The sequence below is a fragment of the Pedobacter sp. ISL-64 genome, from assembly GCF_018613605.1.
In the GTDB taxonomy this organism is placed as follows: domain Bacteria; phylum Bacteroidota; class Bacteroidia; order Sphingobacteriales; family Sphingobacteriaceae; genus Pedobacter.
On the sequence record NZ_JAGGPU010000014.1, the window covers coordinates 49742 to 64655 of the forward strand.

General features: G+C 37.6%; 14 protein-coding genes. 9 read left to right on the forward strand and 5 right to left on the reverse strand.

What is annotated here, in order from left to right; translation table 11 throughout:
* Positions 1-3 precede the first annotated feature (3 nt).
* The gene (gene treF, locus J7E57_RS18060; RefSeq protein WP_215132202.1) at positions 4-1563 is read left to right on the forward strand and encodes an alpha,alpha-trehalase TreF; all 1560 of its coding nucleotides are present in this window, start codon (positions 4-6) and stop codon (positions 1561-1563) included.
* Positions 1564-1807: 244 nt separating this feature from the next.
* Here treF and J7E57_RS18065 read toward each other — a convergent pair whose 3' ends face one another.
* Positions 1808-2398, reverse strand: coding sequence for a hypothetical protein (locus tag J7E57_RS18065; protein ID WP_215132204.1), 591 nt, complete (start codon positions 2396-2398; stop codon positions 1808-1810).
* Between the two features lie 182 nt (positions 2399-2580).
* Between J7E57_RS18065 and J7E57_RS18070 the strand changes: the two genes are divergently transcribed.
* The 4 genes from J7E57_RS18070 to obgE all read left to right on the forward strand — a co-directional run bounded on the left by J7E57_RS18070 (position 2581) and on the right by obgE (position 5456).
* Positions 2581-2718: a hypothetical protein gene (locus tag J7E57_RS18070; protein WP_215166219.1), complete on the forward strand. Its 138-nt coding sequence runs from the start codon at positions 2581-2583 to the stop codon at positions 2716-2718.
* A gap of 74 nt (positions 2719-2792) precedes the next feature.
* The gene (locus J7E57_RS18075; protein ID WP_215166221.1) at positions 2793-3287 is read left to right on the forward strand and encodes a hypothetical protein; all 495 of its coding nucleotides are present in this window, start codon (positions 2793-2795) and stop codon (positions 3285-3287) included.
* Between the two features lie 442 nt (positions 3288-3729).
* Entirely contained in the window at positions 3730-4305 is a 576-nt protein-coding gene (locus tag J7E57_RS18080; protein ID WP_086547556.1) for an adenylate kinase, read from the forward strand.
* Between the two features lie 155 nt (positions 4306-4460).
* Positions 4461-5456: a GTPase ObgE gene (gene obgE, locus J7E57_RS18085; RefSeq protein ID WP_029277724.1), complete on the forward strand. Its 996-nt coding sequence runs from the start codon at positions 4461-4463 to the stop codon at positions 5454-5456.
* A gap of 84 nt (positions 5457-5540) precedes the next feature.
* Here obgE and J7E57_RS18090 read toward each other — a convergent pair whose 3' ends face one another.
* The 3 genes from J7E57_RS18090 to J7E57_RS18100 form a co-directional block, all read right to left on the reverse strand.
* Complete coding sequence (locus J7E57_RS18090; protein ID WP_215132216.1) at positions 5541-5945, reverse strand: YdcF family protein; 405 nt, start codon at positions 5943-5945, stop codon at positions 5541-5543.
* Positions 5946-6287: a hypothetical protein gene (locus J7E57_RS18095; RefSeq protein WP_215132208.1), complete on the reverse strand. Its 342-nt coding sequence runs from the start codon at positions 6285-6287 to the stop codon at positions 5946-5948.
* Positions 6288-6462: 175 nt separating this feature from the next.
* Positions 6463-6828 (reverse strand): YtxH domain-containing protein, encoded by a 366-nt coding sequence (locus tag J7E57_RS18100; protein ID WP_051691869.1) that lies wholly within the window; start codon positions 6826-6828, stop codon positions 6463-6465.
* 393 nt (positions 6829-7221) lie between these two features.
* Between J7E57_RS18100 and J7E57_RS18105 the strand changes: the two genes are divergently transcribed.
* The 4 genes from J7E57_RS18105 (at position 7222) to J7E57_RS18120 (ending at position 12519) form a co-directional block, all read left to right on the forward strand.
* Positions 7222-7602, forward strand: coding sequence for an OsmC family protein (locus J7E57_RS18105; RefSeq protein WP_029277745.1), 381 nt, complete (start codon positions 7222-7224; stop codon positions 7600-7602).
* Between the two features lie 91 nt (positions 7603-7693).
* Positions 7694-8947 carry a DUF2130 domain-containing protein gene (locus J7E57_RS18110; protein ID WP_251029968.1) on the forward strand — a complete coding sequence of 418 codons (1254 nt, stop codon included), beginning with the start codon at positions 7694-7696 and terminating at the stop codon, positions 8945-8947.
* A gap of 386 nt (positions 8948-9333) precedes the next feature.
* Positions 9334-11478 carry a glycoside hydrolase family 97 protein gene (locus tag J7E57_RS18115; protein ID WP_251029969.1) on the forward strand — a complete coding sequence of 715 codons (2145 nt, stop codon included), beginning with the start codon at positions 9334-9336 and terminating at the stop codon, positions 11476-11478.
* 564 nt (positions 11479-12042) lie between these two features.
* Complete coding sequence (locus tag J7E57_RS18120; RefSeq protein ID WP_116251707.1) at positions 12043-12519, forward strand: acyl-CoA thioesterase; 477 nt, start codon at positions 12043-12045, stop codon at positions 12517-12519.
* A 109-nt stretch (positions 12520-12628) separates the two neighbouring features.
* Here J7E57_RS18120 and J7E57_RS18125 read toward each other — a convergent pair whose 3' ends face one another.
* Positions 12629-14380: an ATP-binding protein gene (locus J7E57_RS18125; RefSeq protein WP_215132210.1), complete on the reverse strand. Its 1752-nt coding sequence runs from the start codon at positions 14378-14380 to the stop codon at positions 12629-12631.
* Between the last annotated feature and the right edge of the window lie 534 nt (positions 14381-14914).

Genomic DNA, 14914 nt, shown 5'->3' on the forward strand with positions numbered 1-14914 from the left:
GCTATGAAAAGAATACTGCTTCCAATTTTATTTTTATTAGGTTTTTCTGTTTCTGCGCAAAAGAATTTAAGTCCCCGTAAACTTTATCCGGGACTTTTTGAGCAAGTACAACTTGAAGGAATTTATCCGGATGGAAAGTCTTTCCCGGATGCGCTTCCCAAAAAATCTCCTGTGGAGATTATGAAAGATTATCAGCTACAGAAAAACGCTAAAGATTTTAACCTTAAACATTTTGTGGAAGAGAATTTCTTAGCGCCCGAGAGCCATAATGTGAACTATGTATCAGATATTCCTGCCGGCATAGAAAAACATTTAGATACTTTGTGGACCGTGCTTAAAAGGAATCCGGATGTAACTGGCGGTTACCAAACTTCACTTATTCCATTGCCAAATGCTTATATAGTGCCCGGAGGCCGTTTTAGAGAAATTTATTATTGGGATTCTTATTTTACCATGCTTGGCCTTAAAGAGGCAGGTAAAAAGGTATTGATTAAAAATATGGTTGATAATTTTGCCTGGCTGATCCGTAATTATGGCTTTATTCCTAATGGGAACCGAACTTATTATCTAACCAGGTCGCAGCCGCCATTTTTTTCTTTAATGGTTCAGTTACTTGCAGAAGGCGATCCCTCTGTTAAAATTAGTGATTATAGCGAGGTTTTGGAAAAAGAGTATGCCTTCTGGATGAAAGGAACTGAAAACCTGCAAAAGGGAAAAGCCATAAACCATGTAGTGAAACTTAATGATGGAACGGTATTAAACAGATATTATGATGCAGGGGCGGTACCGAGAGAAGAATCTTATGCGGAAGATTTAAGATCGGTTCAAAAAACCAGACAGGCAAAGCCGGATTTTTACAGAAATGTACGTTCTGCCGCAGAATCAGGTTGGGATTTTAGCACAAGATGGTTTGCCGATGGTAAAACCTTTGGTCAAATCATTACTACAGATTTAATCCCCGTGGATTTAAACGGCTTGCTCTATAATTTGGAAAGCGTAATTGCGATAGCTTATAAACAAAAAGGCGATGCTGCAAAAGCTAAGTTATTTTCAGCTAAAGCAATAAAAAGGAAACAGGCTATTTTGAAATACTGCTGGAATCCATCTTTAAAATTTTTCACTGATTATAACTGGAAAAAGCAACAGCAGTCCAAACAACTTACACTGGCAGCTACATCTTCTCTGTTCTTTAAAATAGCCTCAAATGCTCAGGCTGCTGCGGTTATAGAGAAGATTCAGTCAGATTTTCTGAAAAAGGGAGGTTTGCTGACCACCTTAAATAAATCGGGCGAGCAGTGGGATAATCCAAATGCATGGGCACCTTTGCAATGGATCAGCATCGCAGGCCTGAGAAATTATGGAAATAATAAGCTGGCAGATACGATATCCGACCGCTGGATTGACTTAAACGTAAAAGTATTTAAGGAAACCGGAAAATTGATGGAAAAATATGATGCCTCAGCTCCCAAAAGTTTAGGAGGTGGGGGTGAATATCTCCTGCAGGATGGTTTTGGATGGACTAATGGTGTTTTACTAAAATTACTTAGTGTAAGAGCAAAATAAATACGACATGGGTTCAAAATTTAACTGCAAAGCTATTAACCTTATAAGGTATCTATAATTTTAGCTACACTTATAACAATAAATATCTGACAGATTTTTATGCTTTATTTTGTAGTCCGAATTTTGTTGGGCAAATTCCTTTGTATGTACTTGCTCTTCCAAAAGGTAGAAATCTAATACTTAAATTAATTTTTAATGCGAAGAAACCATTCTGAGAAGTTCAGTTTGAAAGACCTTTTTTAGCTTAACCCCGCTTTTCCCAGGAACCTTTCTCGCCAAGAATTTTTAAATAGCTCTTATATGGCTCACTAGCGTGATAAAGTTGATACAGCTGATTGGTTAGCGCTGTGAGAAAGTTAAAGAAAATTAAAAATTCTTCTTCTGAGTTATAAATCCCACCCCATTCATTCAATATCCAATTTAACATTTTTCCATTCTGAGTGGTGATCGAAAATTCCAGGTAAGGAGTATCTACGTCTGTGTTATTGTAATAGTCTTGCTGTAGCCCCCCCAATAACCCTATTTGCCTTACGGGAACCTGAATGGAGCGTATTTCTGAAAACAAAACAGAACCGAAACAGGAACTGGTAAAGCCTTCTTTACTTAGTGAAACAATTTCTCCCGACCGCCTTTCGGAGGCCACTTTAAACAACCTGTAAATGGCCATAAACATTAATGGCAAGGAAATCAGCAATAGCCAGGCCGGGAAAAGTGCATCCGGATGTAGCAGTAAAACGATGGCTGTTAATGAAATAGTCAGCAAGGTGGTAAAAAACCAAAACAGAATAGTTGAGTCTTTTTTGCCGTTATTAAAATGGAAGCGATAGGTATTCATAAATAACTAATTGGATAAATATCAAACCACAATTTCGGAAATTATTGCACTAACGAAAGAGAAATTAATTGATAAAATTTTTAATTTAGCCATACACGTGGAGCTGAAAAAGTAGTTTGCAACTGTTGAAACTGGAGAGGGTTTTATTTTGAACGTCGATCACTTGGAATTGAATCTCTGAAATGAAAATGGAAAAATTTAATTCGTCTCCTTTGCCAAAAAATACAAATGAAAAATGTTTTTACTTTAATTGTTCTGCTGTTAATGTTGCGCTGGCAAAAGCAGAATCTAACCGAGGAGATATAGCCACTGCTCCATAACGTCTATTGGTTGAGGACAATTATTTATATGCTACACATCTAAGGAATAAATGGAGAATCATCAAATTGACTTTATGCAAATTCGGTTACAGGAAAATATTCCATTGACTGAAGAAGAAATAAAGGAAATGGAGAGAGCGCAAAAAGCAGTCATGAGAATCGCTGTAATTACGCTTGTTGCTTGTATATTCTTTATTGGGATAATCACTGCTTTAGCTGTAGAAAAGAAAACGCTCAACAATCTGAAGTATTACGATTATATCGCTTTTGCAGCTATAGGATTATTAATGTTTAGTTTTTGCTACTGCATTGCCTGGTTGGCAGATAGGTATAGCAAATACAATTGGAAGAAAGATAAACTAAACGGTAAAAACAGATTAACGAGTGTCGTTATTGGTCGGGACAAAACAGAGCACGCAGAATACCTGACTTTTTCGGGCCGATTCAAAAATGAAAAAATAAGGATTGAGGTTAAGCAAGAGGATTATAACCGGTATAAAATTGGATCGAAAGTTATTGTTACTTATCTAAAATTTAGCAAGAGGGCCCTTGATATCGCAGACTTTTAAATATGAGGATCAATAAAAATGGTTCTTCTATTCTAGGCGATAAATGTTTTTCTGCTGATGGCAGCATCACGGCATTTCGTTTTTTACAATCTAGGTATATTGGAAGATATCGGTTTAGTAATGTTAGAAATACTTAAGTTTTTTGTAAAATTTAATAAAAATGTAAAAGGATTGTTTGGTCAGACCCGTTAGTATTTGAAGAAAATTCTGTTAAATATAAAAATGGCACAAGATTCTTCTTAGAAGAAGATAAATGTGATTAAAATAGCCCATTTTTAAATAAATCATCAATTTTAAATGGCATCTAAATTAATAATTATATATTTGCAGCCTTGAAAGTAAGCAATGTCTAATCCTATTAATCAGTGATTTGAATATTACTTTTAACAGAGCCATAGGAATAAGGCTTTTTTAATTTTTGAAGACAACCTAAACAACTTGAATGCTTAATTTAGTTCTCTTTGGCCCTCCAGGGGCGGGTAAAGGCACCCAATCTGAAAAGCTGATTACAAAATATCAGTTGGTACACGTTTCAACAGGCGATCTTTTTAGAGCACACGTTAAAGGAGAAACCGAATTAGGAAAAAAAGTAAGTCAATTGTTAGCTGATGGAGAATTGGTTCCTGATGCCATTACAATTGCCATGCTTGAAGAAGAGGTAGATAAAAATCCTGATGCTAAAGGATTTGTGTTTGATGGATTTCCGCGTACCGTTCCGCAAGCAATAGAACTTGATCTGTTTTTAGAGCGTAAAGGCAGTAAAATTGCTGGCGTTATTGCTTTAGATGTTGACCAGGACGAGTTAACAAAACGTATTGCCGAACGTCACAAAACCAGCGGCCGTCCCGATGACGATGCTGAAAAATTAAAAAAACGGATTTCAGAATATTTTGATAAAACCATCCACGTATTGCCCTATTATGAAGAGCAAGGAAAGTTGAACAAGGTAAACGGAATAGGTGAAATTGAAACAGTATATAATGATCTTTGCGCTGTAATTGATCAGTATAAGGTATAAAGTTCAAGTAGCGGATATAAAAGAGACGGTTTAATTAATTCCCGATCCAATATTCAAAAACATAAAAAGAGTTATAATGTTAAAACGTTATAACTCTTTAATTTTAAAGGAATTGTTGTTTCGACGTTCCAGTATTAACATTTCAATATTAAAATATGTCACAGGGTTCGAATTTCGTAGATTATGTAAAAATTTGTTGCCGTTCTGGTAAGGGCGGGGCAGGTTCGGCACATTTACATCGTGATATTTTAACATCAATGGGTGGCCCCGATGGTGGTGATGGCGGTCGTGGTGGCCACATTATCGTTAAAGGCAGTATCCATATCTGGACATTATTGCACCTTAAATACCGTAAGCACATTATTGCTGAAGATGGAGGAGCAGGCGGTAGTTCCCATAAATTCGGTAAACAAGGTAAGGATGAAATCCTGGAGGTTCCGCTTGGTACCATTGCTAAAGATGCTGAAACTGGAGAAATCCTTTTCGAAATTACCAAAGATGGCGAGACTAAGATTTTAACAGCTGGTGGCCGTGGTGGCTTAGGGAATGCACACTTTAAAAATTCGGTTCAGCAAACACCGCGTTTTGCACAACCGGGTGAGCAAGGACAAGAGGTTTGGAACATTTTAGAATTAAAAGTTTTGGCCGATGTTGGCTTGGTTGGTTTCCCAAATGCAGGAAAATCTACATTGCTTTCAGTAGTTTCGGCTGCTAAGCCAGAAATTGCAGATTATCCTTTTACCACCATTGTTCCTAATCTGGGTATTGTAAGTTACAGAGGTGGAAAATCTTTTGTAATGGCCGATATCCCTGGGATTATCGAAGGTGCGTCAAAAGGTAAAGGTTTAGGCTATCGTTTCTTACGCCACATTGAACGTAACTCGGTATTGTTGTTCATGGTCCCGGCTGATACAAGCCGTTCAATTAAAGAAGAATACGAAATCCTTAAAAGCGAACTGGAATCTTACAATCCTGAATTAATGCAAAAACCGCATGTTTTAGCCATTACCAAATCAGATATGTTAGATGAAGAACTGATGGAAGAAATGAAGCAGGACCTGCCAAACATTCCATCTATATTTATTTCGTCAGTAGCTGAAAAAAATATTTTAGAGCTGAAAGATATGCTTTGGAAAGCAATTGAAGGATAAAGCAGTTCATTAGTTCAATGATCAGTTGTTTATTAGTTTCTACTCCTGACTAATGACCAGCGAACTAATGAACTATTAACCAAACTAGGCTCTCAAACCATCTACTGCCAAACCAATCCATTCTTTAAATAACATTTCCCATATGCCTAATGCACTGGTATTTGGGGTGATGATATTACTTAAGTTGAATTCGGTATCTCCAGAAAAATTTGTTGGGTAATATTCAATTTTCTGTTTGGCTTGTTTATCAAAAATCAGTTTTGCCCTTGGGATGTGCCATGCACTGGTAATCACCAAAATTTTAGCTTTAGGCTTGCTTTTCTCAATCAGTGCCAGGCTGTACTTGGCATTTTCGATGGTATTTCTGCTTTGGTTTTCAATTATGATTGCAGAATCAGGAATTCCGATCAGTTTTAAGTACTGAATGGCTAAATCAGCTTCTTTAATTTTTCGGTCTATTAAATTTGCGCTCCCACCGCTAAGTAGTATCTACTTAATCTGTCCTTTTTTATAAAGTGCGATTGCTTGGAATAATCTATCTCCAGCCCAATTAAAAGCAATTTCATTATTTCGTTTGTTTAAACCAGAGAAGCCCCCAAGTACTATTCCGACATCGAATTTACCTGCCCTGGGATAGTCAGCTTCATAACTGTTTATTATTTTTCCAACAATAAAGCCATTAGAGAAAAAGAAGAAAATAATCAAAATACAGATTAAATATCTTTTCCTTTGTTTAGATTGTTTTGATGCAATTGCAAAAATCAAAAGCACAAAAATCCACACTATAGGTTTAATGAGGAAAAGCAAAATCTTTGAGAGGATAAAAATCATATACAGATATTATCCTGTAAAACTAAGAAATTACCTTAGCAATGCCGTCATTTCGAGTGGAGTGCAGCGCAGTAGAGAACCACAATTGTTCAGCTAAGCTAAATCTATTATAGATATCTCCATTCCACTGCGTTTCAGTCGAGATGACGACTTTTCTTTTATACATTTAAGTTTTTCATCCTTGGCCTTCTTGTACCTGGCCATTTTCGTGCGCATTTTCTAAAATTTCCTGCACATCCGATTTACGTTTTTTAACAACCTTATGTTTAAAGTGTGGCACTTCATGTTCGATAATATCTTCTTCGATGGCTTCTACACCAAAAACCTTCTCTTTTAAAAGATTGTATTTGTCTTGAAAGCCGTAACGTAGATTTTTAGCTCCGCCAACAATTTTTCCACGGGTACCTGCGCCGCTATCAGGAGCAAATAAAATACTAATAACTGCGCCCGCCGCTAAACCAGCAACTAAGGCCAGTGCTATTTTTGCACTGTTATCCGATTCGTGCTTTAAATATTTTCCGATTAACTTTCTGTATTTCATAACGTAGCATTTTTAAAAAGAACAAATGCAGGGTTATAATGTTTGGATGTTTTTTGATTTGGAAAGCAAGTGCAGTACTTTTTGGAAAAGCAGTCCCGCTTCTGCTCCGATGAAACCTGTGAAACAAGCAAGCACACCATAAAACAACAAAAATAAGTGCTTAAATCGGGAGCATTCGCTAAAATGAGGTTTAGGTGGCAATGCTGTTGGTAAGGAGCAATAAAGAAATCTTAAAATTAATGTATCTATATTGATAGGACCTAAGTACGGGCCGCAGCGAAAGGCAAGACTGCAACAGTCATGAAATTGCGACATCCGGTTTTCAAAAAAAGACCAGACTTTTACCTAAGTTTAAAGTTAAAGCACAATATTTGGGATACTAAAACTAATTATATGGTAAAAGCGACAATAAATAAAGAGCATTATGCATGTTCTGTAACAAATGGTTCTCATGATATTATAGTAGACGAACCTTTAGAATTGGGTGGTACACATAAAGGCTTTGCCCCAAAAGGATTGTTAATGGCCTCTTTAGCATCGTGTGTAGCCATTACCTTAAGAATGTATGCCGATAGAAAGGAATGGCCAATTGATAGAATTGAGGTAGAAGTAAATATTGATACCGAAAATGGGGAAACCATATTTTTTGAAGAAATTGTATGTACAGGAATACTTACCGAAGAACAAAAAATCAGATTGGAAGAAATTGCCGCAAAATGCCCGGTAAGCAAAATTTTGGCCGCTGGTCACGAAATCAGATCGAAGGTACTTTAATGCTAACGGTGCAAAACTCGTTTATACATTGATAAAAAGCTTTAATATCTTTGTCAAAACCCAAGCGTTCGCTGTGGTAAAAAAATAATTTATGCCTACCGAAATAAAATGCCCCAACTGTGCCCATGTTTTTCCGATGGAAGAAGCCATGGCAGAAGATTATAAGAAAGAGTTACGTGAGAAAGCGGCTGCTTATGCAAGGCAGAAAGATGAAGAATATCAACGTAAACTGCAAATTTTCGAATCAGAAAAACAACAGCAATTGAAAGCTTTTGATGCTAAACTTGCTGAAGAGAAAACCAAGCTTAAGGATAATCTGGAGGAAAACCTGCGTAAAAGCATTTCGGCCGATTTTGAAACCAAATTGCAAATGTTGGAGGGCAATGCGAAAGATAATGCTGAAAAACTAAAGTTGGCCCGCGAAAAGGAACTGGAGTTTTTACGCCGTGAGGAAAGCCTTAAAATAAAGGAAGAAGAAATGGAACTTGCCTTTCAACGTAAAATGCAAGAGCAGCGTAATGAGTTGGTAGAACAGATCCGTAAACAAGAGGCAGAAAAAAATAGTATTAAAGATACTGAACACCAATTGCGTTTAAAAGAATTGGAAAAACAGCTCGACGACCAGAAAAAACTGGCCGAAGAAATGAAACGTAAGGCTGAGCAAGGTAGTATGCAATTGCAGGGCGAAGTACAAGAACTGATTTTAGAAGAATTACTTCGTACCAATTATCCTTTCGATTTAATTGAAGAAGTTGGCAAAGGAGTGCGTGGTGCAGATTGTGTACAGGTGGTACGCAATCAATTTGGACAGGAATGCGGTAAAATTATTTACGAAAGCAAGCGTACCAAAGATTTTGGTGGCGATTGGATCGAAAAACTGAAGAAAGATATGCGGAGTATGGGTATTGATGTAGCGGTAATCGTAAGTCAATGTTACCCAAAAGGAATGGATTGTTTCGGGCAGCGCGATGGGGTTTGGATTTGCTCTTTCGAAGAAGTAAATGCTGTAGCATATGTGTTGCGCGAAGGTATTTTGCGCTTGGCAGGTGCAGTAAAATCGCAGGAAAACCGCGGCGAAAAAATGCACATGCTTTACGATTATTTAATGGGTGCAGAGTTTTCAGAACAATGGAAAGCCATTAGGGAAGGTTTTATGAGTATGAAACTATCCATACAACGCGAGCGTGATGCGATGGAACGCTTATGGAAAGCACGTGAAAAGCAGCTAGAAAAAGTATTGTTAAATGCGACCCATATACGCGGTTCTATAGAAGGTATTGCGGGTAGCGATAGTGTGCAGCTGAGCTTAACGGATGAGGATGATGATACCTTGCTTTTAGAGTAAGTTATATTATTGTCATCATGCCTGATTTATACATCGAATCGTCATCCTGAATTTGTTTCGGGATCTATTTTGAATGACCGACGTTGCTCATCACCAGGTGTGAACTGCAAGCTACCAGCTTATTTGGGCGTTCCCCAATCCCGTAAAAAACGGGAAAAGGGGCGGGCTTTTCAGGGCTACGCTTCGCTTCGGTACCGATGAAGAATCGGTACTAAACCCTTACAATCCCTAACGCAGATATACAGCGAATGGTAAGGATACGAAGTAATACTTCCGGAATGTTTTTTTAAAGCCAATTAACAATACTGGGCTTGTTATTAGGTTCAAACCAAAACATACAAGTTCTAATGTGATATAAATAGTAATAACAATAAATAAATGATAACATGAATAAAAAACCTAACCAATCCTTTAACCGCTCTAAAATCCTTACTTTAATATGCACTTTACTATTTTTTGGGAATGTTTTCGGGAACGTTCCCGAAAAGGGTTTGAAGTCGCCGGATGGCAATTTAGTAGCCAGTTTTGCTTTGGCCGAAGGGGGAGTGCCAACCTATAGCTTAAGGTACAAAGGAAAAGACGTTATTAAAGTCAGCAAACTGGGGCTTGAACTTAAAGATGGTAAATCTTTAATGAACGGTTTTGCCATAACCGATATTAAAACCAGTACTTTTAACGAAACCTGGAAACCGGTTTGGGGCGAAGTAAAAGAAATTGTAAATCATTACAACGAACTGGCGGTAACTTTAACGCAAAAAGAAACTAACCGCTATATCGTTGTGCGGTTACGTTTGTTTAACGATGGCTTGGGTTTTAGATATGAATTTCCTGAACAAAAAAACTTAGATTATTTCGTAATTAAAGAAGAGAAAACCCAGTTTGCCTTAGCTGGCGATCATAAAGCATTTTGGCTTCCTGGCGATTATGATACACAGGAATACAGTACGGTAACCTCAAACTTATCAGAAGTACGCAGTAAAATGAAAGCTGCGGTTACACCAAATGCGTCACAAACTACTTTCTCACCAACAGGTTTACAAACGCCTTTAATGATGAAGAGTAAAGATGGTTTGTACATCAATATCCATGAAGCGGCATTGATCAACTATTCGCTAATGTCGTTAAATCTCGACGATAAAAATATGGTTTTAGAATCGTGGCTAACGCCAGATGCAGTTGGCGATAAAGGTTATTTGCAGGCACCCTGTTTATCGCCCTGGAGAACCATTATTGTGAGTGATAAAGCAGATGACATTTTAACCTCAAAGCTAACCTATAACTTAAACGAGCCAACAAAATTTAAAGATGTATCGTGGATAAAGCCAACCAAGTATGTAGGTGTTTGGTGGGAAATGATTACAGGTAAAAGTACCTGGGCCTATAATGATTTAACCAGCGTACAGTTGGGTGTAACCGATTATGCTAAAACGAAACCTAACGGAAAACATGCTGCAAATACCGCACACGTAAAAGAATACATCGATTTCGCTGCTAAGAATGGTTTAGATGCTGTTTTAGTTGAAGGCTGGAACGAAGGCTGGGAGGATTGGTTTGGTAAAACAAAAGATTATGTGTTTGATTTTGTAACGCCCTATCCCGATTTCGATGTAAAAGAATTACGCCGTTACGCCGCAAGCAAAGGCATTAAAATGATTATGCACCACGAAACTTCTTCGTCTGTACGTAATTATGAGCGCCATTTAGATACTGCCTACAAATTTATGAAAGCCAATGGTTACGACGCCGTTAAAAGCGGTTATGTAGGCAATATGATCCCAAGAGGAGAGCATCATTATGGCCAGTGGTTAAACAATCATTACCTATATGCCATCCAAAAAGCAGCTGATTATAAAATTATGGTGAATGCACATGAGGCTGTTCGCCCAACAGGCCTGGCGCGTACTTATCCGAACTTAATTGGAAACGAATCGGCAAGGGGAACCGAATATGAAGCTTTTGGAGGTAACAATGCCGATCATACTACCATTTTGCCCTTTACACGTTTAATAGGCGGGCCAATGGATTATACTCCGGGTATTTTCGAAACTAAAGTAAGTGCTTACAATCCTGAAAACACTTCTTTTGTGCACAGCACACTGGCCCGCCAGTTAGCACTTTATGTTACCATGTACAGTCCGCTGCAAATGGCTGCCGATTTACCTGAAACGTATAACAAGTATATGGATGCTTTTCAGTTTATTAAAGATGTGGCTGTAGATTGGGACGATACCAAAGTTTTAGAAGCAGAGCCAGGCGATTATATCACTTTTGCGCGTAAGGCGAAAGGTAAAAACAACTGGTTTGTTGGCCGCACCAATGATGAAGTGGCCCGTACCTCTAAAATCGATTTTAGCTTTTTGGATCCTGGTAAAAAATATACGGCAACCATTTATGCTGATGCAAAGGATGCAAATTATGAAACGAATCCTAAAGCCTATACCATTCACAAAATGGAGGTAACCAATAAAACTAAATTAGCTCAATATTGCGCACCGGGTGGGGGATACGCGATTAGCATAATGGCGAAATAATTTTTGTTAGTGGCGTGAGTTTTTTTACCACAGATGGACACGGATAAACACAGATCAAATATCATCTAACAACTGTCATTAGACTAAATTTACTCTCTAGTCGTAGCGTCTCGCTACGACTTTTTTGTTGTTTGTAGATTACCGCAAAAAGGATCTAAACACGATGTTATCTATCAGTCAGATGGTAACATCAGACCGCACGGAAATAGAAAAAATAAGTGATTTGCGGTAATCACTTTAAATCTGCGGAACTATTCTGGCGGTTAAATTTGTCGAACTCTCTAGTCGTAGCGTCTCGCTACGACTTTTTTGTTGTTTGTAGATTACCACAAAAAGGATCTAAACACGATGTTATCTATCAGTCAGATGGTAACATCAGACTGCACGGAAATAGAAAAAATAAGCGATTTGCGGTAATCATCTTAAAATCTGCGGAACTATTCTGGCGGTTAAATTTGTCGAATCTCCCTTAACAGATCATAACAGCTGATTGAAGGAAAATATCTTATTTTATAATATCTTAGCAAAGACATTAAAACCAAGCAATTTTAACAAAATATTACCATGCCCAGAACCAAAAACCATATCGAACTTCAATTTTTAAGCGAACCCTCTGATGTTAATTATGGGGGTAAGGTACATGGTGGGATGATGATGAAATGGATCGATCAGGCTGCTTTTGCCTGTGCTTTACAATGGAGCCAGACTTATTGCGTAACAGTTTATGTTGGGGGAATCCGTTTTTTTCATCCTGTTCATATCGGGCACTTGGTTAAAATGGAAGCACGCATTATTTACACGGGTAAAACCAGCATGCATATTGCCGTTGATGCTTTTTCGAAACCAGTAGGGCAAACCGATTTTGTTAAAAATACACACTGTATTATTGTTTTTGTTGCAGTAGACGACGATGGGCAACCCAAAGCGATCCCGGCCTTTAAACCTAAAACCGAAAAAGAAATTGCCATGCATGGCTACGCCATTAAATTAATGGAATTGCGTAAAAGCATTGATAAAGAGATGGAGCCGTATATAGTTTAGTACTGGACGGGTGGCGTTGCAATCGCCTATCATCCATTTTCTATCTTCCAAATTTCTTTGTGTCCTCTGCGTAAAACTTTGCGCCCTTTGCGGTTAAAAGAAATAGAATCTACTCTACTACTGGCAAGCTGAAACAAAACTTGCTGCCTTCGCCAATGGCGCTTACCACCCATATTTTTCCGTTTTCGGCTTCAATAAAATCTTTAGAAATGGCGAGGCCCAATCCGGAGCCCGATTTATTCTGTCCATCGGTTGGTACCTGGAAATACCTGTCGAATAATCTTTTCTGGTATTTTTCGTCAATGCCTTTTCCAAAATCGCGCACAGAAAATTCGATAAACTTGTCTTTTTGGAAAACATCGATGATTACCCTCGATTTTTCTGAACTGTACCGCAATGCATTAGATAAAAAGTTAACCAGTACCCAGGCTGTTTTCTGGATATCGGCATTCACATCCGGCAAGTTCTGACTGCAGTTAAGTACCAGTTGAATCGATTTTTGTTCAGCCTGAAATTTAACGGCATCAACGGCATAACTTACAATTTCTTCGGGTTTGGTTATGGCAAAAGTGAGTTTTAAATTACCGGTTTCTACTTGCGAAAGATCTAAAAGTTCGCTGGTGATTTTTAGCAGTCTGTCGCTATCTTCTTTGATGTGGTTGAGCAGCTCATGCTGTTCTTCGTTCATCGCACCCACACGCTCATCGTTTAGCAATTTCAAGCTCATTTTGATAGATGATAGTGGTGTTTTTAACTCGTGCGAAACTGTAGCGATAAAATTTGTTTTGGCTTCATCGAGCTCTTTAAACTGCGTAATATTTTTTAGCGTGTAAACGCTTCCTGCAGATTTAGAAGAGGCAATTAAAGTGTTTTCATCCTGCTCTTCATAATTTGGGATGATGATTTCGCGGTTTTCCAACAGGAAATAAGATTCTTTATCATCAGCATAAATTTTTAGGGTATTATCATTGGTTTCGGGTTTAATAATCCGTTTAAGCAGCTCGTTCTTTTGCACCAGTTCTGCCACGTTTTGGCCAATAACCTTATCTTCATCCAGACTCATCAGTTTTGCAGCCAGATGATTTAGAAAGAGTACTTCACCTTTTTCATTTAGGCCGATTATAGCATCTTGCATTTGTGCAATAATGGCCTCAATACGTGATTTTTCGGATTTAATTTTAGATAAATTGCTGTTTTCCCATTCGTTTAATTTAACTACCATTCCGTTAAAGGAATCTGCCAGTTCTGTAAACTCATCTTCGTTTTCGAAATGCAGGCGCTGTTTATAATTTTTACGACTGATCTGCTTTATCGCTGCACTAAATTCGGCAAGAGGGTTGGCCACAAAACCTGGAAAGTTTACAATGAATGTAAAGAGGATAATAAAACTCAGGGTAGCGGCAATCATGATGTAGAGGTTTGCCCTCGATGAGGTTTCATTGGCCAATTCATTTTTATCGTAAATGGCCTTCATATTTACCTGCTCGATATTTTGTAGCGCAACGCGCAAATTTTTAATGCTATTTTCTTTAATGGTTAACGATTGTGGGCCGTTTAATATGTTAAAGGCCGTTGCTAATTTCTGGAAAGCCACTTTTTCGCCGGGTTCGGTAATGTTTAACCCTTCATTTTTTAAGTTTTCCCTAAATACAGCCAGTTGAGTACTGCTTAATGGAAATTGGTTCTGATCGATTACATTGCGCATAGCAGCAACATATTTCAACGATTTGTAGTTGTCTTTAAGGATTACCTTCGATTTATCGGAAAGCTCGTTTAAGAAAAAGAGCGCGATTAATCCGAAGGATAAAACAAGTATAAAGAGAAACCCGAATCCGAGGCGGAGCTTGGTTTTTATTTTCATCTGTTTATATATTTTTTAAATGGTGATGAAGCTATCATGATTTGTTTATTTTATTGTGTGATATTTGAAAATCATTGATGGTTTCATGACTTTTTTGTTTAACCGCAAAGGGCGAAGAGGTTTTTGCTATTAACGCAAAGCAATTTTTCTCTTTTTTGTGTAAAAATAGGTTATAATTTAAATCTGTTTCCTGATTAACTAAATTATATAACAAAGGTTAAATAAATAGCATCTGTTTAGCCTGTAGTCAATAGCTATGCCAGTAGATTGGGTTATTATTTAAGTTGTTGTTTTATAGTGTTTTATGATGTTTTTGAAATTGTTTTATGCAAAAAACCTTTTCATTTTGGAAGGGTTTTTATCATTTTGAACCATTGCTTCTGAAGGTTTATGCGCTGTTTTACGTTCCTAAACCTGATTGCAATGGAAAGCCCGTAAGCGAGGTACGAGTGCGGACTTGGAATGAAAAGGTACTGTCTTTAAAAGCAAATAATATTGATAAAAATTTAGCTTCTGAGAAGCATTAATTTAAAT

Bases quoted from the DNA above. Each gene is read 5' to 3' on its own strand.
- J7E57_RS18080 (WP_086547556.1), top strand. From the start codon at position 3,730: ATGCTTAATTTAGTTCTCTTTGGCCCTCCAGGGGCGGGTAAAGGCACC.
- J7E57_RS18075 (WP_215166221.1), top strand. From the start codon at position 2,793: ATGCAAATTCGGTTACAGGAAAATATTCCATTGACTGAAGAAGAAATA.
- J7E57_RS18110 (WP_251029968.1), top strand. From the start codon at position 7,694: ATGCCTACCGAAATAAAATGCCCCAACTGTGCCCATGTTTTTCCGATG.
- J7E57_RS18100 (WP_051691869.1), bottom strand. From the start codon at position 6,828: ATGAAATACAGAAAGTTAATCGGAAAATATTTAAAGCACGAATCGGAT.
- treF (WP_215132202.1), top strand. From the start codon at position 4: ATGAAAAGAATACTGCTTCCAATTTTATTTTTATTAGGTTTTTCTGTT.
- J7E57_RS18105 (WP_029277745.1), top strand. From the start codon at position 7,222: ATGGTAAAAGCGACAATAAATAAAGAGCATTATGCATGTTCTGTAACA.
- obgE (WP_029277724.1), top strand. From the start codon at position 4,461: ATGTCACAGGGTTCGAATTTCGTAGATTATGTAAAAATTTGTTGCCGT.
- J7E57_RS18125 (WP_215132210.1), bottom strand. From the start codon at position 14,380: ATGAAAATAAAAACCAAGCTCCGCCTCGGATTCGGGTTTCTCTTTATA.
- J7E57_RS18095 (WP_215132208.1), bottom strand. From the start codon at position 6,287: ATGATTTTTATCCTCTCAAAGATTTTGCTTTTCCTCATTAAACCTATA.
- J7E57_RS18070 (WP_215166219.1), top strand. From the start codon at position 2,581: ATGAAAATGGAAAAATTTAATTCGTCTCCTTTGCCAAAAAATACAAAT.
- J7E57_RS18065 (WP_215132204.1), bottom strand. From the start codon at position 2,398: ATGAATACCTATCGCTTCCATTTTAATAACGGCAAAAAAGACTCAACT.
- J7E57_RS18115 (WP_251029969.1), top strand. From the start codon at position 9,334: ATGAATAAAAAACCTAACCAATCCTTTAACCGCTCTAAAATCCTTACT.
- J7E57_RS18120 (WP_116251707.1), top strand. From the start codon at position 12,043: ATGCCCAGAACCAAAAACCATATCGAACTTCAATTTTTAAGCGAACCC.